At 65.8% G+C, this 21,841-nt stretch carries 22 protein-coding genes; 11 read left to right on the forward strand and 11 right to left on the reverse strand.

Annotation, left to right across the window (positions count from 1 at the left end):
* Nucleotides 1-153 precede the first annotated feature (153 nt).
* Together ACRWK7_RS23180 and ACRWK7_RS23185 are read left to right on the forward strand one after the other, a co-directional pair.
* On the forward strand, nucleotides 154-639 hold the full coding sequence (locus ACRWK7_RS23180; RefSeq protein ID WP_431858678.1) for a phasin family protein: 486 nt from the start codon (nucleotides 154-156) through the stop codon (nucleotides 637-639).
* A gap of 244 nt (nucleotides 640-883) precedes the next feature.
* Nucleotides 884-1,672: a cell wall hydrolase gene (locus ACRWK7_RS23185; protein WP_431858679.1), complete on the forward strand. Its 789-nt coding sequence runs from the start codon at nucleotides 884-886 to the stop codon at nucleotides 1,670-1,672.
* Nucleotides 1,673-1,777: 105 nt separating this feature from the next.
* Here the strand turns inward: ACRWK7_RS23185 and ACRWK7_RS23190 are convergent, their stop codons facing one another.
* A complete protein-coding gene (locus tag ACRWK7_RS23190) occupies nucleotides 1,778-2,161 on the reverse strand; it encodes an MAPEG family protein (RefSeq protein ID WP_431858680.1) in 384 nt (127 codons plus the stop codon).
* A 183-nt stretch (nucleotides 2,162-2,344) separates the two neighbouring features.
* Between ACRWK7_RS23190 and ACRWK7_RS23195 the strand changes: the two genes are divergently transcribed.
* Nucleotides 2,345-3,427: an enolase C-terminal domain-like protein gene (locus ACRWK7_RS23195; protein WP_431858681.1), complete on the forward strand. Its 1,083-nt coding sequence runs from the start codon at nucleotides 2,345-2,347 to the stop codon at nucleotides 3,425-3,427.
* A 524-nt stretch (nucleotides 3,428-3,951) separates the two neighbouring features.
* On the opposite strand, the gene ACRWK7_RS23200 is transcribed toward ACRWK7_RS23195, so the two are convergent.
* The gene (locus tag ACRWK7_RS23200; RefSeq protein WP_431858682.1) at nucleotides 3,952-4,974 is read right to left on the reverse strand and encodes a hypothetical protein; all 1,023 of its coding nucleotides are present in this window, start codon (nucleotides 4,972-4,974) and stop codon (nucleotides 3,952-3,954) included.
* 104 nt (nucleotides 4,975-5,078) lie between these two features.
* Here ACRWK7_RS23200 and ACRWK7_RS23205 point away from each other — a divergent pair, with 104 nt between their 5' ends.
* The 3 genes from ACRWK7_RS23205 to ACRWK7_RS23215 all read left to right on the forward strand — a co-directional run bounded on the left by ACRWK7_RS23205 (nucleotide 5,079) and on the right by ACRWK7_RS23215 (nucleotide 6,798).
* Nucleotides 5,079-5,258: a hypothetical protein gene (locus tag ACRWK7_RS23205; RefSeq protein WP_431858683.1), complete on the forward strand. Its 180-nt coding sequence runs from the start codon at nucleotides 5,079-5,081 to the stop codon at nucleotides 5,256-5,258.
* Nucleotides 5,259-5,305: 47 nt separating this feature from the next.
* Nucleotides 5,306-6,160 (forward strand): hypothetical protein, encoded by an 855-nt coding sequence (locus tag ACRWK7_RS23210; protein ID WP_431858684.1) that lies wholly within the window; start codon nucleotides 5,306-5,308, stop codon nucleotides 6,158-6,160.
* Between the two features lie 65 nt (nucleotides 6,161-6,225).
* A complete protein-coding gene (locus tag ACRWK7_RS23215) occupies nucleotides 6,226-6,798 on the forward strand; it encodes an endonuclease domain-containing protein (RefSeq protein ID WP_431858685.1) in 573 nt (190 codons plus the stop codon).
* Nucleotides 6,799-7,084: 286 nt separating this feature from the next.
* Here ACRWK7_RS23215 and ACRWK7_RS23220 read toward each other — a convergent pair whose 3' ends face one another.
* Nucleotides 7,085-7,684, reverse strand: coding sequence for a hypothetical protein (locus tag ACRWK7_RS23220; RefSeq protein WP_431858686.1), 600 nt, complete (start codon nucleotides 7,682-7,684; stop codon nucleotides 7,085-7,087).
* A gap of 464 nt (nucleotides 7,685-8,148) precedes the next feature.
* Between ACRWK7_RS23220 and ACRWK7_RS23225 the strand changes: the two genes are divergently transcribed.
* The gene (locus ACRWK7_RS23225) at nucleotides 8,149-8,556 is read left to right on the forward strand and encodes a hypothetical protein (protein ID WP_431858687.1); all 408 of its coding nucleotides are present in this window, start codon (nucleotides 8,149-8,151) and stop codon (nucleotides 8,554-8,556) included.
* On the opposite strand, the gene ACRWK7_RS23230 is transcribed toward ACRWK7_RS23225, so the two are convergent.
* Nucleotides 8,544-9,089 (reverse strand): DUF6398 domain-containing protein, encoded by a 546-nt coding sequence (locus ACRWK7_RS23230; protein ID WP_431858688.1) that lies wholly within the window; start codon nucleotides 9,087-9,089, stop codon nucleotides 8,544-8,546. The genes ACRWK7_RS23225 and ACRWK7_RS23230 overlap by 13 nt on opposite strands.
* Before the next feature lie 346 nt (nucleotides 9,090-9,435).
* Between ACRWK7_RS23230 and ACRWK7_RS23235 the strand changes: the two genes are divergently transcribed.
* Nucleotides 9,436-10,551 (forward strand): endonuclease/exonuclease/phosphatase family protein, encoded by a 1,116-nt coding sequence (locus ACRWK7_RS23235; RefSeq protein WP_431858689.1) that lies wholly within the window; start codon nucleotides 9,436-9,438, stop codon nucleotides 10,549-10,551.
* A gap of 87 nt (nucleotides 10,552-10,638) precedes the next feature.
* Here ACRWK7_RS23235 and ACRWK7_RS23240 read toward each other — a convergent pair whose 3' ends face one another.
* Genes ACRWK7_RS23240 through ACRWK7_RS23265 form a run of 6 tightly spaced genes read right to left on the reverse strand, consistent with a single transcriptional unit; the run spans nucleotide 10,639 to nucleotide 17,133 of the window.
* Nucleotides 10,639-11,460 carry a JAB domain-containing protein gene (locus ACRWK7_RS23240; RefSeq protein ID WP_431858690.1) on the reverse strand — a complete coding sequence of 274 codons (822 nt, stop codon included), beginning with the start codon at nucleotides 11,458-11,460 and terminating at the stop codon, nucleotides 10,639-10,641.
* Nucleotides 11,461-11,482: 22 nt separating this feature from the next.
* On the reverse strand, nucleotides 11,483-13,024 hold the full coding sequence (gene argH, locus ACRWK7_RS23245) for an argininosuccinate lyase (RefSeq protein ID WP_431858691.1): 1,542 nt from the start codon (nucleotides 13,022-13,024) through the stop codon (nucleotides 11,483-11,485).
* Nucleotides 13,025-13,060: 36 nt separating this feature from the next.
* Entirely contained in the window at nucleotides 13,061-13,993 is a 933-nt protein-coding gene (locus ACRWK7_RS23250) for a DMT family transporter (RefSeq protein WP_431858692.1), read from the reverse strand.
* A 23-nt stretch (nucleotides 13,994-14,016) separates the two neighbouring features.
* Complete coding sequence (locus ACRWK7_RS23255) at nucleotides 14,017-15,240, reverse strand: ATP-grasp domain-containing protein (protein WP_431858693.1); 1,224 nt, start codon at nucleotides 15,238-15,240, stop codon at nucleotides 14,017-14,019.
* Nucleotides 15,240-16,316 (reverse strand): cysteine synthase family protein, encoded by a 1,077-nt coding sequence (locus tag ACRWK7_RS23260; RefSeq protein ID WP_431858694.1) that lies wholly within the window; start codon nucleotides 16,314-16,316, stop codon nucleotides 15,240-15,242. Before ACRWK7_RS23260 ends, ACRWK7_RS23255 begins: the two co-directional genes overlap by 1 nt.
* 7 nt (nucleotides 16,317-16,323) lie before the next feature.
* Nucleotides 16,324-17,133, reverse strand: coding sequence for a hypothetical protein (locus ACRWK7_RS23265; protein WP_431858696.1), 810 nt, complete (start codon nucleotides 17,131-17,133; stop codon nucleotides 16,324-16,326).
* A gap of 418 nt (nucleotides 17,134-17,551) precedes the next feature.
* On the opposite strand from ACRWK7_RS23265, the gene ACRWK7_RS23270 reads away from it, so the two are divergent.
* Entirely contained in the window at nucleotides 17,552-18,025 is a 474-nt protein-coding gene (locus ACRWK7_RS23270) for an Lrp/AsnC family transcriptional regulator (RefSeq protein ID WP_431858697.1), read from the forward strand.
* A gap of 12 nt (nucleotides 18,026-18,037) precedes the next feature.
* Here the strand turns inward: ACRWK7_RS23270 and ACRWK7_RS23275 are convergent, their stop codons facing one another.
* Complete coding sequence (locus tag ACRWK7_RS23275) at nucleotides 18,038-18,505, reverse strand: thermonuclease family protein (protein WP_431858698.1); 468 nt, start codon at nucleotides 18,503-18,505, stop codon at nucleotides 18,038-18,040.
* 110 nt (nucleotides 18,506-18,615) lie between these two features.
* On the opposite strand from ACRWK7_RS23275, the gene ACRWK7_RS23280 reads away from it, so the two are divergent.
* Both ACRWK7_RS23280 and ACRWK7_RS23285 read left to right on the forward strand, forming a co-directional pair.
* Nucleotides 18,616-18,828 carry a hypothetical protein gene (locus ACRWK7_RS23280; protein WP_431858699.1) on the forward strand — a complete coding sequence of 71 codons (213 nt, stop codon included), beginning with the start codon at nucleotides 18,616-18,618 and terminating at the stop codon, nucleotides 18,826-18,828.
* A gap of 500 nt (nucleotides 18,829-19,328) precedes the next feature.
* Nucleotides 19,329-21,758 carry a hypothetical protein gene (locus tag ACRWK7_RS23285; RefSeq protein ID WP_431858700.1) on the forward strand — a complete coding sequence of 810 codons (2,430 nt, stop codon included), beginning with the start codon at nucleotides 19,329-19,331 and terminating at the stop codon, nucleotides 21,756-21,758.
* The last annotated feature ends 83 nt before the right edge of the window (nucleotides 21,759-21,841 follow it).

Genomic DNA, 21,841 nt, shown 5'->3' on the forward strand with positions numbered 1-21,841 from the left:
CTGCACAAAAAATCTTGACCTTGGTCGTGAATCACGTACGATGCGGTTATGTTGCATTGCAACATGAACTGAGGAGCCCCGCCATTGGCGTCCCTCCGGAGCCATGACCTTTCGGGATGGTGCGGTTCGCTCTCACGGACAAAGGATACGACCATGACTGCCCAGATCACTGCCATCGCCAAGGCCCCCAAGGTTCTTGACGACGTCGCCACCCAGGCCAAGAAGGGCTTTGAGGATCTCGCAAAGTCCAGCCAGGAGCAGGTCGCCAAGGCCAGCCAGCAGCTGAACAAGGGCTACCAGGACCTCGCCGTGCTCGGCCAGGCCAACCTGGACGCCGTCGTCAAGGCGAACACCATCCTCTTCAAGGGCTTCGAGGACGTGAGCCGCCAAGCCGCCGCCTTCACCCAGGCGTCGTTCGAGAAGGCCGCCGCCACCGGCCAGAGCCTGCTGTCGGTCAAGTCGCCGCAGGACGCCTTCGCGCTCCAGAGCGCCTTCGCCCAGCAGAGCGTCCAGTCCTTTGTTGCCGAGAGCACCCGCCTGTCGCAGCTGTCGGCCAAGATCGTCCAGGAGGCGTTCGCCCCGATCGCCGCTCGCGTCGAGGTCACGGTCGCAGCCGTCTCCAAGCCGCTGGCCGCCTGACGGTCGGCCCATTTGGGTTGAAGTTGAGGGCCGGATTGGCGATCGACACGATCACCACCCGGCCTTTGCATTGTCCACCCCGACCGCGTCTCCCGACCGTCGCCCCCTTCGACCTCTTCGCTACCCGACGACTCGCGTCCAGCAACGCACGACACCAGGAGACCGTCCGCCGTGACCGCCGACCACGGCTTTCCAGTACGAGACTGATCTGATTCACCGGATGAGCGCGAACAGAGGGAAACCAATGCTCGACATCGCATCAGCCGACATCGTCGCCCGCGTCATCGCCGCGGTCTGGATGATGACCGCCCCCACCGAGACCGCCTCGACCGTCACCGATCACCGCGAAGTGACCTGTCTGGCGCGCAACGTCTACTTTGAAACCCGCGATCAATCGGTCACGAGCCAGTCGGCGGTGGCCATGGTGACGCTGAACCGCGTCCGCGACACCGTCGAACCCGCTGTCGCGGCGTCCTTCGGTTCACCGCGGCCGGTTCCAGCCTCCTTCGGCGGTCGTGCGGCCGGGCCGGTCTGCAAGGTGATCTACCAGCAGGCGCAGTTCAGTTGGACGGCGACCCGGAAGGGCCGGGCGCACCGCATGGAGCAGGCCAGGGACTTCGACCCCACAGCCTGGACCCGGGCGGTGACCATCGCCGCCCTGGCGTTGACCGGCCACCTCGACGATCCGACGCACGGTGCCCGGTATTTCTACTCGCACGACGAGTTGCGGCGTGCCCCGTCGTGGACGGCGGGCATGGTTGAAACGGCGCGGCACGGCGACCATACGTTCCTGGTCGATCCCAAGGCCCGCATGGCCGACGGCCCGAAGGCTGCGGGCGTCAAGCTCAGCGTCAGCCCGAGAAGCCGTACGGTAAAGGCGCGCGATGCGGACGAGGACGACGCTCTGTTGGCCACCGATGGTGCGGAAGTGCCCGACGGGCCGTTTGCGCCGAGGCCGTTCCGCAAGCCGAGCACGGTTCTCGCCCGCATCCAGGAGATCGAAGCGATGGTCGAGCAGGCGCCCGGTATCTGAGGCAGGTTGGGGGGCAAGCCCGATGACGCCATGCCAGCTGAGCACAAGTTGGTCAGGGGCAGCCGGTCAGTCGGCGCCGGGAACCCATGCCGATCCACAGTCCCCTCAATTGACCGACGTCACAATGGCGATCAGCGCGGCCACCAACATGACCACCGCCGGGACGAAGGTCAGCATGAACCCCGGGCCACGTTTCTCGGCCGCCGCATAGTAGCTGCGAGCATAGACGATGCGCCCGACCGACCAGACCGCCCCGCCGACGGCAGCATACCCGTCGCCAACCCACACCGCGCAGAGCCATAGGGCAGGCAGCATGAACACCAGCTGCTCCAGCGTATTCATCTGGACGCGGTATCGTTTCTCGAACTCGGGATGGCCGGTCACGTTCGGCGCTTTCACACCGTAGATGCCTCGCGCCCGAGCGACGTTGAACAACAGGGCCACGTAGACCACCAGTGCCAACGCGGTGGACAGCGAACTGAGCGGCATGGTCGGCACTCCCCCTTGTCCGGCGGCCGTTACCGCCAGTGGATGCCAGTCCCACGTTCAGGGCCGTTGCACAAGGGGCGCCGATCTGTTGCCGTGTGCGATAGCCCCTCGTCTTTCCCGGCACAGAAGCGATCTTAACCGAAGCCGAGAGTCCCCGAGGCTCCGGGATCCAGGGGGCGAAACATGACCACGCTGCCGACCATCCGATCCCTGCGCGTGCGACCCGTGCTCGCGCCGATGCCGCGGCCGTTGCGGACGGCCTCCGGCGCTATCCCGGCCGCACCATTGATCCTCATCGACGTACAGACCGATCAGGACGTCATCGGGCGTGCTTATATTTTCTGCTACACGCCCATGGTGCTAAAGCCGCTTTGCGCCTTCTTCAACGACCTCGCTGGTTTGATCGTCGGCAAGCCTGTCGCACCGACCGATCGGTTCCAGGATCTGTCGTGGACCTTCCGTCTGCTGGGTCGCCAGGGCCTTGTCGGCATGGCGCTGTCCGGCTTGGACATGGCGCTGTGGGATGCGCTGAGTCGCGCCGCCGATCGGCCGGTGGTCGAACTGCTCGGCGGGACCGCCAAGCCCGTGCCCGCCTACGACAGCTTCGGCCTCGTCGATCCGGTGGCCGACCGGGCAATGCTGGAGGCGTCCATCGGCGCCGGGTTCAGAGCCATCAAGATCAAGATCGGCGAACGCAGCAGCGCCGAGGACGCGGCCATGGTTTGCGCCGTCCGCGACACCATTGGGGCCACCGTCCGGCTCATGGTCGATCTCAATCAGTCGCAGAGCGTCACGGAAGCAATCCACCGCATCGACCGGCTGGCTGCCTACGACCTGACCTGGGTGGAGGAGCCGGTCGCCGCCGAGGATCTGGAAGGGCACGCCCGCGTGCGCAGTGTGTCGCCGGTCCCCGTTCAGACCGGCGAGAACTGGTGGTTCCCGGCGGACATGGCGCGTGCGGTGGCGGCGCGCGCCTGCGACCTGGCGATGCCCGACCTGATGAAGATCGGCGGCATCACGGGATGGCTAAGGGCGACGGCGCTGGCCGAAGCGGCCAGCCTGCCGCTCTCCAGCCACCTGTTCATCGAGGCGAGCGCGCATGCACTGGCCGTCAGCCCGACCTGCCACTTCCTGGAATACCTGGACATGGCTGGCGCCGTCCTGGCCGAGCCGGTGCGCCCGGTCGATGGCATGGTCACAGCGCGTGGGCCGGGGTTTGGCATGGAGTGGGACGAGGGCGCCATTGCACGGTTCGCGGTGGATTGAACGAAGCATGGGGCAAAACGACACTTTGTGCCCCGGCCAAGACACTGTCCAAGAGATCCCCGGACTGAACCCACACAAGAAAAGGGCCGCAGCCATCGCAGGCGCGGCCCCAAGTCAGGGAGGAAACGCCCGAAAGCGTCGATGCCTGTTCTATCTCTTCTATGGTTAACGTCATGTGAACGGGACCACATTACTCGACCAATACCACTTATTCGTAAGAGAGCCGCGCACATGTGGTTCAGCGCGTTGTAACGGTGCGGACCGGTGTCGGGCAGCGACATGGTCAGTAGCTGCGGCAGCCCCCGGCTCCGGCAACCCACCGCCACCAGCTTCAGAATTGCACCATGAGCGTGCCGCAGCGCATCTGCGGAAAACATTGGCCGTGCCGTCACGAGCGGCTACATCGATCGTGTCGCCGGTCGAATGACGATGGAAGCATGGCCCGCGCATCGTGATCGGCTGCAAAGGCCGGTGCTGATTCACAGAAAGGATGCGCGGCGGCCATGCCTCAGCGTGAGGGAGCCTCACCACAGCGTCGCGTAGACCTTCTTCGTGGCTGGGTTGTACATGATCGCGCAGTCTAACGCCGTGTTCACAGCGGTACTCTTGACCTCTGTATCCATCGGCATGTCGATCGTCGGGGAGTGCCGGTATGTACCCTGGACTACGTAGGGCTCGCGCAGGCGTCCAACCGCGAGGACACGCATGTTGGCCTTTGCAGATCGGGCCTCATCGGCGGACATGTTCAAGGTGAGCGAGTAGTCTTTTCGGGGCCAATAGCGCACGTCGATGGACGAGGAGTTCTCGGATACGGCAATCCCGGCTTGACGCACGGTCGTCTTTGAAACCGCTCGCTTGGCACCGTAGGCGTTCTCGCCGACGTACCCCCCAACCTGCCGGTCCAGGGTGTCGGTCACAATCACGGTACGGTAGACGCTCTCTGGAAATCCCCCCGCCTCCCCAGTTTCCACGGGCGAGAAGAACGATCCGATGGTCAGTGCGCCCCGATCGGCATCGTACTTCATCGCGTGCTGCACCACTGGCACGCTGACCACGATTCTTTCCTCGCCGATCTTGGAGCGCAGCAGCGCATTGACCTTCTCCATCTGCTGGCCCAAGCGCGCGCGATAGGTGTCCGTAGTCTCGAACTCGTCCTTCTTGAGGTTCATCGTGGACATCGCCCGTATGAGCTCGGGGATGCTCACCGCTTTCCGGGAGCCGGATTCGATATGGTCTACGCACACGTTCCGCACGGGAGCGTCGATGGCCTTCGCAGGGGCGCGGGCTGCCACAGGAATGGGGACGGACGAGTAGGCGGGATCGGCAGCACTGGTCAGAATTTGATCTCCACCCGAGCACCCGGCGTTCCTCGCCGTGTACACCTCGCCTGTCAGCGCAGAACGGCAGGTCGCAGCGTAGCCGGGGGTAGCGCTGGGTCCAGGCCCCCAGTATCGTGCAACTTGTCCACCGACTGGCGCTTGGCACCCGCCGAGCAGACCTGCCACCCCGGCGATGAGCACAAACCGTCCCAGCACGTTCAGCGCCATGGCGACCTCCCAAGAGACGCAGCCAGGGTAAGAACGCGCGCACGCAAATGCAACCGAAACGACGTCGCTCTCGCACTGCTGTGCGGTAACGCCTTGATGTTGATGTGTTCGTCGCCGTGAGCGTCGGGTGCCTGACCTTGAACGGCACGATCGGGCGCCTGATGGGCCGGGAAAAGAAGGTCCGTGCGGTCGCCGCAGCCATCAACGCGCCCAACGCATGGCGCGTTTTCCATGATCCTGATCTGACGATGACGCTGGGACGCCGTTGCAAAGCTCACGCTTGAGTGTAGAGTCTTCGACGAACTCCACGGATGCTGGTTGGGAGGCGGCAATGGCGCTTCGGTTCGTTGTGGTTCTGGCGCTTGTGTGCTGCGTGCCCCCGTCTGTGGCCATCGCCGCCGCATGCGGCGACTACAAGGGCAAGACGGTGTCCTCCGTGCCGTTCGACGAGGCCGCCGCATTGCTCCCTAAGATCGAACCGAAGAGCGAGTTCGAGACGACAGCCGCGTACAACGCCAGGGTCGCTGAGGCGGCGAAGAAGGCACCTCAGACCCTGCTCATTGAGCGGGCGCCAAATGTCGAATACCTGAAGTACGACGCCGATAAGGAAGTGCTGATCGTTAGCACCTATGCGTTCAGCAACGAGGCTTTTGCGTGGTGGTCGGCGCTGAGTGGGTACAAGGACCCGAACGGGAAGGAAGTGGGGCTCAGCGATTCTATTCACGCTGTAGTTACACAGAAGCAGAAGGTCGTGGGCGAGTACGAGGCGACCACCAAAATGGGTGTGAAGGTCAATGTCACGAACATCGACTCCGAAACTACCGCGATCTTTGACAGGACGCGCGCCTGCAAGTCATATGGCTGCGGTTCCTTGTTCCCGAAGAACAAGGAACCGAACCCGTACAAGATGGGCGATAGCATGAAGTCGGTGGAGCATGAGGGCATTATCGGCCGCATCCCCATGCCTCCAGATACCGCCAAGGCTCTTAAAGCCAATGCCAAGCTGATCTTCATGATCCATCCACGTCCGCCTTATCTGATTTTAGGTACGCACAGGCCGTTCAAAATCACCGTTGATAACCCCAGGGACATTACCGAGAGATTTCAGGTTCTGACCGGCGACATCGAGTGCGGCCTTGTGGCCGACCAAGCGGGCAAGGTCTATGGAGCCTACTCAACCAAATGAAAATTCAGATCCATCGTGAAGGTCGGGATGTATAGAGCATGTTGACGGAGTATTCAGAGGAGCAGATGGCAGCCACCATCGGTGCATTGCAGCAGCGCATGCGGACATATTATCTAAAGGTGGCCGAGTACGAAGCGACTATGGTCAAGTGTGGGCTGTTGTTCTGTGAGAGTTTCATCGAGGTACGGCTTGGCGCTTATCTGCTATCAAGATATTTTGAAGGGCTTGGAGGTGGGTATTTTGTCCCGAGGTGGTGTGGCTGTGAGCTTGTCATCGCGGACGATTTCACGCGGTGTACTCTGGACCACGATGGTTATTTCGTTGATGTGTATACCCAGGCCGTCATCGGTCAGCATCGGGTGGATTTTCTGGTTGTTGGGCATCTGAATCCGCTGAACCCGATGTCCAACTTCGTTGTGGTGGAATGCGACGGCCACGACTTCCATGAAAAGACAAAAGAGCAGGCGAAGAGGGACAAGCGGCGCGATCGGGATTTGCAGAAGCAAGGGTACAGTGTGTTGAGGTTTACCGGATCAGAGATATTCATAGATCCAGAAGGATGTGTGCGGGAAATTTTCGAGCACCTTGCGAAGCCGAATTATCCCGGTGAATTGCTTGATCGGGCATGCGCTGGGTAAGAAATGCGCGCTGGACCACCGCGTGGCGGTGCGCTGATACTGCAAGGTGAACTTCGTCACGCTACGCAGATGCTGCTTCCGTCCCGCGCATAGCCGGAGTAGCAGAGCTCGCGGGTCTTCGGCGCCAGCCTCGCGTTCATGAGATCCGGCGCCTGCGCTTCGAGGAAGTGCTGCGGGTACGCCGTCGGCGCAGCGCTCGCTGTCAAGGGGACGGCGAGCTGCATCAGCAGGGGTAGAACCCGGGACGCCGCCGTCGATGTCCTGCGCACCGGTATACACTCAGCGGTCATCGTTCAGCCACGGCGCCGATGGCGTCGGCGAGCGCCAGAATCGCCCGGTCACCGCGGTCCCCCACCAGGATTTCGGCGGCGTTCAGCGTGGGGACGGAGGGCGTGACGCTGCCGTCCGCCCCAAGGTCCTCGATGGCGGACACGACGGTTTCCAGCAACCCAGCCAGCGCTTCGGCAGCCGGTGCACGGGGATCGTCGTCACCGATGGTCCCGAGGGTGCGCAACGCGCGGGCGATCCGGGCTGACGGGCCATCGTTCTCGACTGCTGGAGCGGTGATCCTGCCGGTCGGCTCTGCCGCCTTCCGTGAGCCGAGAGCGTTCGTTAGGGCTGCGCGTACGCCGTCGCCGACCTCGTCTACGCGGCCCTCGCGCCACGCACCGAGCACAGCCGCCACCAACGCGAAAGCGGGTTGGTAGCGCTCATGCCCGCGCACCTCAAAGCACGCATCGACGCCTTCCGAGTACGGTGACGGCGGTTCGTAGACGCGGGCGGCGTAGCCTGCCCGCTTCTCGCCCCCGGCGAACTTTCCGATCACCACCTCGGCAATTGGTTCGGCGTCCGTCGCCGTTTCGCGCGTGACCGTGACCCTCAGCATGCGCCCTCCCTCTGTCGGCTGGACGGAGGCTACGACAGGGGGCTGTGGTTGTCACCGAAGCTCGCTCGGTCTGAGCCCATCGTGCTGGCACGCGGTACGCCGACACCGATGGCCAAAGGCTCCCGGAATGGGACGAATGCCTGTACGAGTTCGGGCGCTCGCCTCGAGCATCGAACTCGCCATCCTCAGGCGGCGCACCACCACATCCCCCTTGCCCCCGTCATCGGCGGCTTGCTGGAAGACCCAGGTCGGAGGAGCGCGGCACTGCCATAAGCTGACCGCGGACACGAGGTCGTCCAATTCGCGTCACCGCCATGACGGCGTGCGGCATCGCCAGCCGTCAACGGTTTAGCCCCGCCGGATCTGCGCGTTGACCTGCTTGGCCGGAGTGTTGATGTCTCTGCGATCTATCGCTGGGTAACGTCATGTCGGCGGTTACACGAATCATCGGGAGAAACACCCTTATGACCAGCAGGAAGCCCAAGCCCCGCAAGGTCTGGGTCTACGCACCAACGATCACCGAGGCGGAGATGCGGGAGATCGTCGCCGCCTGCGAGCGCTTCATCGCAGAGGTGCTGAAGCCGCGCTTCCTGCCCGAGGTCAGGCCGACCGAGTGGAACTACCCCGTCGACATCCGGGGCCGCTGGCGGGCGAACCGGTACCGCTTCGTCCAACGGTACTGCTCCGACCGCCCGGACGCCATCAAACCAGAGTTCGATGCACCGTTCGCCTGCATCGAATGGACCGCGCCGGGAACGTTCAATGTCGCTTGGCATCGGCACACCGGTGAATGGCGGACGCTGTTCACGCGCGTTCCGCTGGAGGAAGCCTTGCGGCTCATCGAGACCGAGGGCTTGCTTCACCCGCCCTGACCGCCATCCTCGGGGCGATCCGCAGGAACGTACGGGATCAGCCCCTTCTCGTAAGCAATCTGCTGGACCTCGCGCGGCATGTTCCGCAGGTCCACCGGCAGGGCGTCGACGGTGGCGATCCAGACCAGGGGATTCCGCTCGAGCATGCCCGGCAGCGTCCACTCCGGTGTGAGCCGGTGCAACTCCAGCAGATCGTCGATGATGCGGGCCTTAGCGCTGGCCGTGCTTTCCCCAACGCCGAAGGCTGCGCTCAACTCGGCCAGGGTCATCGACGGCCGCGTCGACGGGTCCGACAGGAAATTCACCTTGCCCAGCGCCCACACGATGCCGCACGCCCAGGTGCGCGGCTGCCCCTTTGCCAGCGGGCTGGGCCGTTTCCGGCACAGGGCCGCCGTCATCCGGCGCGCCATGTCCCGGTACTCGGTGTTCAGGTGGCGGTCACAGACCGCGTCGGTGATCCGGGTGATGGCGTCGTAGCGGTCCTGCATCGCCTTCGGAACCGAGACCGTCGGCTCTAGCTTGGGCTTCGTCATGTCGGGCACCCTGTTCGAGGCCGCGTCATCGGTGTAGGCGCGCCGTTAGTTTCCTTGTCGGTAAGACAGCCGGGACGCCGGAATGTCCGCGGCACCCTACACGACGGCGGCTGGGACACCACCAAGATGTCCAGGATCAGGATGATCGCGCCACAGCATTCCATCGGGATGAAGAACAGCGTGTGGCGGCCGCGCAGCCCAGTTCCTCGTCTGTGGCTTTGTCGAATCAGGGCCTGCCACATGGCACACCTGATACAGCTATGCGGTGTGACAAGATCAGAATCATACCTTATCATTTGCAATCGGGCGCGACTCGTACTGGCCTGCCTCCATAGGGGAGCTCGATATGCGAATTGCCAGCTACAATGTTGAAAACCTGTTCAACCGTGCGAAGGCGCTAAACCAAGAATCGTGGGCAGAAGGCCGTGAGGTTCTGGAAACCTATTCCCGACTGAACGCGATCTTGCAGAAGCAGACGTACTCTCAAGCGGACAAACAGGCCATTCTCGAGGCTCTGAAGGCGCTCGGCCTTGAGAAGAGCGACGATGGGCCCTTCGCCATGCTGCGCCAGAACCGCGGACGACTCGTCCGGCGGCCTACCGGCGGCGGGATTGAAGTGGTTGCGGATGGTCGTGGAGACTGGATCGGGTGGGTAGAACTGGAGCGGGAAGCGGTGAATGAGGCCGCGATCGAGAACACCGCCCGTGTCATTCGGGACATCAAAGCAGACGTGCTGGGGGTGGTCGAAGCAGAGGATCGAACCGCACTGCTCCGTTTCAACGACCAAGTGATAAAGGCTGTGGGCGGCGAGAGCTACGATCACGTCATGCTTATTGACGGCAACGATGAGCGCGGGATCGACGTCGGGATCATGATGCGCAACGGGATAGAGATTGCCTCGATTTGTAGTCACGTCGACGACCGCGACGCGGGCGGCAAGCGCCTGTTCAGCCGTGATTGCCCGGAATACCTCCTGAAGCTGCCCTCAGGTGCCAATCTGCGAATACTTGTGAACCACCTGAAGAGCAAAGGTTATGGCAAACCGGCGGAATCGAATGCGCGCCGTAAGGCTCAAGCCCTGCGCGTCCGCGAGATCTATGATGCCAGAAGGGCGTCTGGAGAGGACCTAATCGCCATTGTCGGCGACATGAACGACACCCCGGACAGCGACCCCCTCTCGCCACTGCTTGGAAGCGGTTCGGATCTGAAGGATGTGAGCGAGCACCCCAACTACCAGGATGACGGGCGGCCCGGCACATACGGTAACGGCACTAAATCGGGGAAAATCGACTACATCCTTCTTTCGCCTGCTCTGTTCGCCCAGGTGCAGGCTGCGGGGGTCAACCGCACCGGTGTCTGGGGCGGGAAGAACGGCACTCTCTGGCCAAAGCTGCCCGAGCTTACCAAGGAGGTGGAAGCCGCCTCCGATCACGCAGCGATCTGGGCTGACCTGAACATCTGACACCCTCCTCTACGCTCAGGGCTTGGGCGGAATGGGGTTGAGCACTGAATTGACACAGACCAAGCCCGCCGTCCGCGAGGGAGCGATTCACGGCACCCGCGGGGACGAGCACCGTGTTGGCTCACGGACACGATCCTGCTGGTTTCCTGAGCTCTCCGCTGCACGGGAGGAGCGACGGCCAACGCGGTCATCGGCCGGTTCCCGGATGAGAGTGCGATACGAGCGTCTGCCGACCAACAGGTATTCGACGAGTTCGATCCCGAGGACCTTTCCCGCCTGCTGGATGTCGGCACAGGGCGCCCTGGCCCCCGCCGGGTTCGGTGGGGCGTCCCCGGGGTCGCTGTGGACGATGACCAGCCCGTGGGCCTCTACCTGCAAAGCGCGGCCCATGATCTCCCGAACGTAGATCACGATATCCCCGATCGTCCCCGTTTGATGGATTTCGTCCCCGATCAGGTGCCGCCGACCGTCAAGGAACAGGAGCCGCAGCGTCTGTACCTTGGAGCAGGCGGCCCGGAGGCGACCGTAGGTCACGAGGCTGTCGTGGGAGACAAACACCGGGTGGCGCTCCAGTGAGGGCCGAACCAAGCGGGCCGCGAGTTCGACGACGGCCCGAAATCGGATGGCCGCGTGGTCGTCCAATGCCGTCCCGCCCGGCAGGTTCCCCACGGAAACCGCCCCAATCGCCTCTTCCAGGGAGCCGTGCCCGGTCAGCAGGCGCAACGCCAGGATATCGCCATCGACCTCCGGATCGGCCAGGGTGAGCAGGGAAGCCAGCAGCGCCTCGTCCGGAACGACCTCCAAGTTGCGGCCCACCGTCAAGGCGGTCGTGGCCGGATAGGGGCGCAAGCTGGAAGCCGTCTGTTTCCCATTCCTTGTCGCGGGACCGGGTTTGGCCGTGTTGCGCATGTTGACGTTCCCGCTTCCCGGATTACGCCCCAGCCGGACGACCCCGGCACGGGCGTTCGATGACTGCGATGTCAAGGATGCTCTGCACGGCAACACGAAGCTCCTCTCGCGCCGTGCGCCAGCGGCGCCGCTGCCCGAGCAAAGCCGCGCGGCGGGTCCGCAACGACGCCCGGACCCGCTCGATCTCCCGGGCAGTGGACACGGGACCGGGGCCGCCACCGTGCTCCTGGGCGATGACGATGTCGCCCGGTCTCAGGTGCGGTGCGCCCTCTCCGTGGAACCATTCGGGATGGGCGTCGCGCGCAGCGGTCTCGAGGTCGACGACGCCCTGGACCGTCATGCTGCGGATGACGTCCCCCACCTCGTGGTGGGCGCGGCGGAACGGCATCCCGCGCTCGCGCACCAGCCAGTCGGCCAGCGCGGTCGCGTTGGTCTGCCCGGAGATGGCGCGAAGGCGCATGGCCCCCTGGTTCGGCTCGGCTCCCGCCACGATCAGCCGGATCAGGGTCAGCGCGTCGGCCATCCCCGATGCCGCCGCCCACACCGGCTTGACCCCCTCGGTGCCGACCGCGATGGAGTTGGAGAAGGGCGTGGCGTGCATCGCCATAGCCGCTGTCGTCAACGCGCCCATCGGCGCGGCCGCCATCCCCTTGACGTGCTCCAGCATGTAGACGTTGCGCTTCTGCGGCATCATCGAACTCGTGCCAACCAAGTCGTCAGCCACCGCCAGGAAGCCGAACTCGCCGGTGGTCCACAGCTGGAGGTCATGGGCAAGGCGGCTGACCGTCACGCCGAGGATGCCGAGAGCCGCCAGCAGACGCAGGACGGTGTCGCGCGAGGCGACGGCGTCGATGGAATGCGTCCAGGGCGCCGAGAAGCCGAGCAGCGCCGCCGTCCGCCGGGTGTCGATGGGCAGCCCGGTACCGCCCACCGCCCCCGCGCCGAGCGGGCAGCGGTCCAAGTCAGCCAGCACGGCATGCAGCGCTTCGGCGTCGCGGTCGAGCGCCGCGGCCATCCCGGCGTAGTAGTGGGCGAGCGTCACCGGCTGGGCGGGTTGGTAGTGGGTGTGGATCGGGAAGACAGCGTCCGCGTAGGCCGCGGCCCGGCGCAGGAGCGTGGCCTGGAGCCTGGACAGGCCGGTCAGCAGGTCGGCGACGACCCCGCGCAGCCGCAGCCGCAGGACGGTGGCCCCGAGGTCGTTGCGCGAGCGGGCGGTCTGGAGGACGCCGCCGATCTCCTCGCCGAGATCGGCGATGAGGTAGGTCTCGTAGAGCAGGTAGACGCCGCGCGGCGCCGACCGGCCGCGCAGGACGGCGAAGCCCGAGCACTCCATCTCGTCGATGCGACGGAGCAGCGGGGAGACGTGCGCCACCGGCAGCAGGCCGGTCTCCGCCATCATCACGAGATGCGCCCGGTCCACCTGCGTGATCCAGGGCAGGTCGCGGTCGATGGCGTCGTCGGCGACGTCGCCGAACAGGATGGCCTGGGCCTTCGGGTTGAGCGTCCCGGCGACCCGGCCGGTGTCGCCGAGGTGGGCCAGGATCTGCGCGTGGCTGATCACCATAAGGGGGACTCCCGGTGAAAGTGGGGTGGGACGAGGTCAGCGGCTGGATACCCGCCGGGCCAGCGTGATGCCGACCAGCGCGAGGGTGCCGCCGAGCCACTGGAGGGGGCCGAGAGCCTCGCCGAACAGGATCCAGGCGAGTGCGGCCGCGGCGACCGGTTGGACGAGCAGGCCGATGGACGAGAAGGTCACCGGCAGGTGGGCCAGCGCGTGGGTGATGAGGCCTTGGCCGATGACGTGACAGACGACGCCCAGCGCCAGGACGACGCCCCAGCCCCATGCGGTCGCCGGGAGCATCGGGCCGCCCTCGATCCAAGCGGCCACGGCCAGCGCCAGCGTGGCGGCGGCGCTGGATCCCGCCATGATGACGCTGGTGGAGTGGGTCGCGCGTAGGCGCTTCACCGCCATCAGGTAGACGGCGTAGAAGGCGGCCGTGCTGACGGCGATGGCATCGCCCCGCCACTGTTCGTCCTGATGCGCACCAGCGGCCAGGAACAGCCCGTCGCCGATCAGGAGCGCCATGCCGGACAGCGACACCGCCAGGGCGACCACGAGGCCGAGGCGGATGCGCTCGCGGAACAGCAGCCAGCCCAGCAGGGCTACGAAGACGGGCGCGCAGTTGTTGAACAGCGTCGCCTTGGCGACCGAGGTCATCGTGATGCTCAGGTGCCAGAGTGCGAGATCTCCGGCCAGCATCAGCCCGGCCAGCACCATCAGCGCCGCATCGGCGGTGGAAACGGGCGCGCTGGCGGTCATCCGATGCGCTCGGCGCTCGGTGAACATGCCTAGCCAGAAGAAGGGTAGCGCGATGACCAGCCGGTAGAAGGCGGTGGCGACCGGCTCCAGTTCGCTGACCCGGACGAGAATGGGTGCGAGCGCGATCGCCAGCGCCCCGGCCAGCAGGGACAGCAGCGCCGGGTTCGCCCCGGCGCGTGTCGGCATGGCGGCCGTGATGGAGGTGGAGGTCATGGGGGTGGTCCTCCTGGTTTGCGTCAGGCGACGGTGGCGAGCAGCCCGGCACCATCGGATGCGATGCGGAAGCGGATGGCTGTGCGCGCCAGTTCGGCGGCACCTACGGCGGACTCCATCCGGGGAGCGCAGGTCAGCACATGACCGAGGCGGTCCTGGAAGTCGCCCCGGCGGACGACCGGCAGCGGCGGCGCCCGGTAGAGGCGCAGGTCGCGCAGGTACGGCGCGCCGCGCGCGGCCTCCAGCCCCTCGGTGGCGACCCACAGCCCGTCCCCCGACGGCACCAGGAAGCGGATCGCCGCGTGCTCTCGCCGGGTGGCGGCGACGTCGGGAACTTCGCCCACAGCAAGCTGGACGGTTGCCTGGATGAGGTCGATGCCTGTGGCATGGCGCACGAGTTCGGGGATGAAGCCTCCGGCCAGCCTGGGGTTGACCTCCATGATGTGCGGGCGGTCGCCGTCGAGGCGCATTTCGACGTGCAGAGGCCCCCAGGTGAGCCCGAGCGCTCGCGTCGCCGCCAGGGCGAAGCCCGCTAGCCGCTCCGTCTCGGCCGGGGCGAGCGGGGCCGGGAAGTCATGCCCCATCTCCACGAAGTGCGGCAGCGCGCCCAGGTGCTTGCGGGTCACCCCGACGACGGCATCGTGGAAGATCTCCACCGAATACTCGGCGCCGCGGACGGCCTCTTCGACGAGCAGCGCGCCCGCGCCATCTGCGAGCAACTGCCGGGCGTGTGTGGCCACATCGGCCAGGGTGGCGCAGAGCCGCACGCCGAAGCTGCCGGATCCGGCCACTGGCTTCAGGACCACCGGCAGCCCGATGGCGTCGGCGGCCTGCACGGCGTCGCCGGGGTCCGAGACCTCGGCATGGCGCACCCAGTCGACACCGGTCTCCGCCAAGCGCCGCCGTTGCGTTGCCTTGTTCCGGCAGGCCGTCACGGCGTCCGGATCCGGCCCAGGCAGGCCGAGTTCCCCGGCCAGCCGGGCGGCGGTGGCAATGAAATACTCCGAACTCGAGGTGATCCCGGCAACACCCTCCCCGAGGTCCAGGGTCCGGACCAGCGACCGCAAAGCATCGAGGTTCGCGGTGTCGGAGATGATGGCGCGGATGCCGTCCTCGGCGACGTAGGGGTAGCGATCGGGCTGGCGGCCGATCAGCACCGGCTCGAGACCGAGGTCGCGGGCGGTCCGGGCGAACAGGCGGCCGGTCCCCGAGGTGTTGCTCTCGATCAGCAGGAGGAGGCGGGGCATCACGCAGCCTCCGCCAGCCCGCCGTCCGGCAGGGCCTCGTCGGACGCCAACATCTTCTCGGCCGTCAGCACTTGGTCGAGCGTCCGGCGCCCCCAGCGGAAGCTGCTCCAATCCGGCCGCACGTCGCTCGGGTGGGCGACCGCCCGGGGCGCCTCGGGCAGTACGCCGGTCCAGCCCGGCAGCGCGGCGAGCCAGTCGTCGTTATAGATGGTGGCGGCGTAGCGGTGGCCCTCGTCGGGGAACAGCGTCACCACCTTGCGGTCGGGATGGTTCCGCGCCCACCAGTCCGCCACCAGGTGCGCGGCGCCGCTGGTGCCGCCCTGATAGAGGGCGTGGCCCCGGTGCAGGTGGCGGGTCGCCAGGAACGCCTCGGGCGCGCCGACCCAGTGGATCTCGTCGAACTGCCGGTGATCGACGTTCGGCGGCACGAGGCTGTTGCCGAGGCCGCGCAGCAACCGCTTGCCGTCGGGCTGGCCGAAGACGACGCTGTTGGGAGTGTCGACGCCGATGACGTGGAGATCCGGGTTGAGGTGGCGAAGGAAGCGGGCGATGCCGGACATCGAGCCGCCGGAGCCCACGGTGCCGATCAGGCAGTCGACGTGGCCGATGCGCTCGGCAATTTGCTCCGCCACCTCGGCGTAGGCGCGCGGGTTGTCGGCGTTGCCGTACTGCGAGGGACAGAAGCTGCCGGGATGTGTCTCCATGGCGGCCCGCAGCCGGTCGAGACGGGCGGTCTGGAAGCCGCCGATCTCATAGGGCTTCTCGACGATCTCCAGCGTGACGCCGAGTTCCAGCAGGCGCTTGTGCAGGTGCTCGTCGATGGCCGGGTCGCTGACCAGGATGAGCCTGTAGCCGCGTACGGCGGCCAGCATGGCGAGCGCCAGCCCGAAGGTGCCGGAGGTCGTCTCGCAGATGGTGCCGCCGGGCTTCAGGCGGCCCTCGGCTGCCGCGCGATCCAGCATGTGGCGGGCCGGGAGCAGCTTCATCAGGAAGAAGGCGGCGCCATACAAGTTGTCCGCCAACCGGACCAGACGGGGGAGTTCGTAATCGGGGAAGCCACGGGATTCGCGGGGCATCGTCATCTCAGGCAGCATGGCGGACCTCGGCGGCGTCGGTGCGGAAGTGGAGGACGGGGGGCAGGCCGAGGGCCTGGAGGCGGGCGGACGCCTCGGCGACCCGGCGCCCGGTGGCGGGGTGGCGGGGATCGAAGAGGAGGCCGACGACGGTGCCGCTGTGCGCGACCTGGACGCCGAGCGCCCCGGCCGCCGTCGCGATCTCCTGGATCTCCTCGAAGGCGGGCTTGGGCAGGTGGCGCTGGGAGATGCAAGCGCTGGCCGTGGACACCCGGCCGAGGAGCGCGGCGTCGCCGGTGCGGATCGCCCGCCGGAGCATACCGCGCAGCGGCCGGAACGCCTGGATGTCCCAATCGTCGTAGACGGCGGCGGGCTGCTTCAGTGTGTCCACCTGTGAACCTGGCGCCGTGTCGACGCTGAGAACCTCCAGCGGCGGCAGGGAGGGGCCGAGGTGCTCAAGGACGACGCCCTCGCGCTGGGCGAACAGGAGAGCGAAGTCGCCGTGCATGATGCTGTCGCTGGCCATCTCCGCCCGCACCGCCAGCCGGGCGACCTCGTCGGCGCCGAGTTGGGTCCCATGGGCGTCGGCGACGGCGCGGATCGCGGCCACCACGTCGGCGGTCGAGGAGCCCATGCCCAGGCCGACCGGGATGTCGCTCTCGACCGTCAGGTGGCCGCCCTGGTCGTGCAGGCCCAAGGTATCCAGCGCCAGCCGTGCGGCGTCGGCCGCCTTGCGCTTGTCGTCGGGAACTGTGACCAGCGGGCCCGCGGCCGGTCGGAAGACGGCGGCCGATGAAACGACGTTGCACGGGAGGGTCACCAATCCGCGGTGCAGGCGCCCCATCTCGTCGGGGAAAACCCCCTGGAGGATCTCGCCGTGATGGCCGTTGACGCGGCCAAATCCCTGTTCCTTCCGCTGTCCACCCCTGACGCAAAGGCGCACGGGGGCAAACCGAGAGATTACGTCTCCGGGCATCCAAGACCTCTTCGCTGAATGTTTCGGTTCTTGCTGTCTCGTTCTCAGTAAACTCGTGCGGGTTCAGTCCCGTGCCCCGCGGCGTCACTCAGATACATTCGTTTCGCTTGATTGCTTATCTCGTGTTCATGGACAAACTGTAGCGCGATCCGGGTGGCATGAAATTTCTAATTTCGCCCTACGGTTTGCCACGATGGAAAAATTGACGCCATTATGTGCGACATTCATAAGTGTGAAATCGCCTCATACGAGCACTCAACCCATGCCGGACATCGAACTCGACCAGATCGATAAGAAGATCATCAACCTGCTTCAGCGGAACAGCCAGATCACGAACCTGGAACTCGCGGACGCGGTCGCCGTATCCCCGCCGACCTGCCTGCGCCGGGTCCGTCGGCTGCGCGAGGCCGGAGTCATCGCCAGGGATGTCTCCATCGTGGACCCCAGCAAGCTCGGCACTCACATCGAGCTGATCGTGAGCGTCGAACTCAAGGGCGACGACCGGGTCCTGATGGATGCCTTTGAGAAGACCATCCACGCCCACGATTGCGTGATGCAGTGTTACCTGGTCACCGGTTCGACGGACTACGTTCTGCTGGTCTGTGTGCGGAACATGGCCGAGTTCGAGCGGTTCTCCCGGGCCACGCTCTACGCCAGCCCGCTGGTGAAGCGCTTCATCACGCTCACGGTCATCAACCGCGTCAAATACGAGACCAGGGTGCCCATCGACGTCTGAACACCGACGCGGTCAATTGCCCTTCCACATCCCGACCCGCTGCTCACGCGCGACTTCCTCCTGCAAGGAGTAGAAGCCGCCGCTCTCGGCACCGTCGTCCCTCGCCCAGCCGGAAAGGACCATCAGGTGCCCGAGGTCGTTTCCCTGCACGGAACATTGGGCGCCGACGGGCTCAGCGGGCTGGCTGATCATCACCAGACACCGGACTTCCTCGTCCCCGATGAACCGCTCGAGCACCCAGCGGGACATGGCCGCACAACTATCCCCGGTGCCTCCGAGACGGCACACGGTATCGGTCTCTGGGGCCCTGATGCCCCAGAGCCGGATCCGCTTCCCGTTCACGTCGATTACGGTGCCGGATATCACGGACAGTTCCCTGGCCTGAGCCGCGGTGGGCGGGCACAGCGTCAGGAGCACCGCCAAGGCGACCGAGAGGACCGTTGGCTTTCCCGCGATCAGATGGATGGGGCGCAAGGTCATCAACCTACCCACAGGAGAGCTTCACACATACGTATGCCACCCCGGGAGCAGCAGGACAACCGCTCGGAAACCCACCACCTCCAGGACGGCGCAGAAAGCTGTTGCCTGCCATGGCCAATCTGGGCAGCGATCGCCAAGTGTTCGACGCAGTGCTTCGGCGGAGCCCGCCGCCTCAGCGAACGGTTGTCCGGCGCATCACCGCCGCCATGTTTGACGCGGGGAAGCCGGTCTACTGCGTGTGGACCGGCCAGAAGCTGTGTCAGGAGGCATTGGACATCGACCATTGCCTGCCGTTCTCGGCCTGGCCGAATGCCGACCTGTGAAACCTGATGCCCGCCCACCCGCGGGTGGATCGGCATGAGAAGGCTGACCGACTCACCTCGGCAAACCTACTGGAGCGCCGCGGTGGTCAGAGTGCCAACTGGTGGGAGCAGGCCTGCCTACGGAGCGGCGACATCCTGGTGCGTCGATTCGGCTGGGAAGCAACGGCCTCGCTGCCCGTCGATGTCGAAGCGGGCTGCACGCTCGGGGTTCGGCCAAGTCCTCGAAGCGTTGTCGGTGAGGCGGCTGATGCTGAAGGCCGCGCGGCGGCTCCTTGAGTGGGAAGGGGCATAGCCATTTCCCGATGAAGGGGCAGTAATAGAGCTTCCCGCAACTGACGAAATGGCTACATCAACCCCACCTTAGGATCACGGACCCACGAAGGGATCGGAATAGGAAAACTTCTTGATCCCGTTCGAAATCGGAGTCATCCCGTCTTCTTGCGATGGGCTGCCTTGCCGGGAGCCGCTCGACGTATTCGACGGCGCTCCGAGGCCAGTCAATGTCCGCCAAACCCAATGTCCGCTTTCCACGGATCATCACCCAATTCTGCCGACAGCGGTTGACGACGGCCTTTCCTCCGCGGGAGGCGGGCCGCCTGGAAGCGTACCTTTCTGAATGCTTCGTGAAGGGCCGTCGGCCGCCAAAGGCGCCAAGGGGCTGGGCCTGGAGCGAGATAGCCGCCCAGTGCGGGATCGATCCCGAACAGTTGCGCGACAAGAAGGACGCGGTGGAGCCCATTCTGAGCGCCCTGCAACGGGAGCTCGAGCGAGCGCCGGAACGCAAGCAGGAGACGCCCATTTCTCCGCTCCGGCGGCTTGGCCGTCGCCCACGCTCGATCAATGAGGTTGCCGCGTCGCCTGATGAAGCGAGTGGCGCCCCGGCGGCAACACTCGACCGCGGCCAACGCAGCGGCCGCCTGCCGCCCGCCCGTCTCCCGGCTGCCCGCCCGCAGTCCTCAGCGATCGAGCGGCCCGGGGCCATCGCTGCCAAGCGCCGTGGGCGCGAGCGGAAGCCGCGGGTGCAGGTGCCACCGTCCTTATGGGACGCCTGGGACGATCCCGATTCTTTCCACGAGGCCCTCGACCTGCACATGCGCCGTCACGGTGAGGGCAGTTACTCCCTGTGGGCATCGATCGTCAGGCCCGGCGACACCCTGAACAACAGCACCATCGCCGCTTGGCGCCGCGGCATGAAGGCACCACGGACCGCCGAGAGCCTGGAGGTCCTCGCTCGGATCGAGGAACGGTATCGTCTGCCGACGGGCTACTTCAAGGCCAAGCTTCCCCACCCGGCGCGCGCGACGTCTGGTCTGCCGATGCCCGGGATCTCGACGGCAGAACGCCGCAGGCTCGCCTGGCATCTTCCGGACGACTTCGATTCGCGCGATGCCTCCGAGCAGGAGGAGATCCTGACCTGGGTCCGGGATACAATCATCTCCGGCGCCACGGACTACCGGCGTTTTCAGGCCGCCGCCGTCAAGAACCGCTACGGGGTTCGGTTCCCCAATTGGCCGTCCGCCCGGCACGGCGTGCACCCAGTTCTCGAGGCGGCCCCTGACGCCGAAGGGGACGAGGACGAACAAGTGGCGGATGTCGATCCCGATCTGGCGCGCGGCGCCGTGATCGCCCCACCAGCGCTCGCCGACGAGATGGACCGGCTGCTCCGCTTCAAGACCTCGACTCTGACGGCCATCGGGTACCAACGCAACGGGGTCTGGGGCGAGGAGACCGCCGCCCAGAAGGTCGAGCATCTTGGTCTGCTGTTCGGCGCCCTCGCCGCAAGCCCCAGGGGCGCCGTCCATGGATTCGGAGCTCGATTGACGGACCTCTCCTTTGCTCACCTCGTCTTCCCCGCTGTTTGGGACTGGTACATCCAATGGCGGGAGCGGCGCCGCGGCTTCTACACTGCCTGGGAACTCGACATGCTCCGGGTGGCGGCCGCCCTGACCCGCGAGGGGACGGGATGGCTCCGGCAGACGCCCGGACTGGCCGACCGGTTGCAGCCGATCAACGGCCTCGTCTCAGCTGAGGACATCGCGCGCGTCCGGGCCGACTGGGAGGGCGCCTGTGGGACGATGCACCGGCACGCGCTCGTCAGGGCCAAGGAACTCGACCGCGTCGCCCGCGTCCACCGCGATCCCTTCGAGTCGATCCTGCCGGTGCTTGAGGCCGACAGCCCGCTGGCCGAGTACCGGAAGATTGTCGACGAGATCATCCGCCTGATGCCCAACGAGGAGCGTTACCCCATCTCGGCGGCCGAGGCCGTGCGCTCGATCCTGATGATACGCCTCGGCCTCCACACCGGCTTGCGGCAGAAGAATCTGCGCCAGCTGCTGGTGTGCCCGCGCGGTCAGGCTCCCCTGACGGAGCGTCAACTCGCCGATCGGAAACGCGGCGAGCTTCGCTGGAACGTGCGGGAAGCAGGCTGGGAGATCTTCATCCCGGCCTTGGCCTTCAAGAACGCGACGTCCTCCTTCTTCGACAACAACCCGTTCCGCCTCATGCTGCCCAACCTCAGTGGCCTGTACGGTTTCATCGACGCCTACCTGGATCGGCACCGGCCGCGGCTGCTCCGGCGTGCCCGCGATCCCGGTACCCTCTTCGTGAAGACGGTCAAGGCGAACTCACGGGACGCCAGCTACGACCAGACCAGTTTCTATGAGGCCTGGCGGCTCATCATCCAGCGCTTCGGTATCTACAACCCCTACACCGGCCGGGGCGCCATCCGGGGCCTGTTGCCGCACGGGCCGCACAATGTCCGGGACGTGCTGGCGACCCATGTCCTGAAGCAGACAGGCTCCTACGAGCAGGCCAGCTACGCCATCCAGGACACGCCCGACATGGTGGCAAAGCACTACGGGCGGTTCCTGCCGCGGGACAAGGTATCGCTGGCGGCCCAGGTGCTGAACAAGGTCTGGCAGTCTGCGTGAGGATCAAGCGCCGAGGTCATGGCGGGAGAGCGCAAGCGTTCACCGTCCCTGCCGATGAGAACCTTTCCTACCTGACCTAGTCG

The organism is Azospirillum sp. (assembly GCF_050789165.1).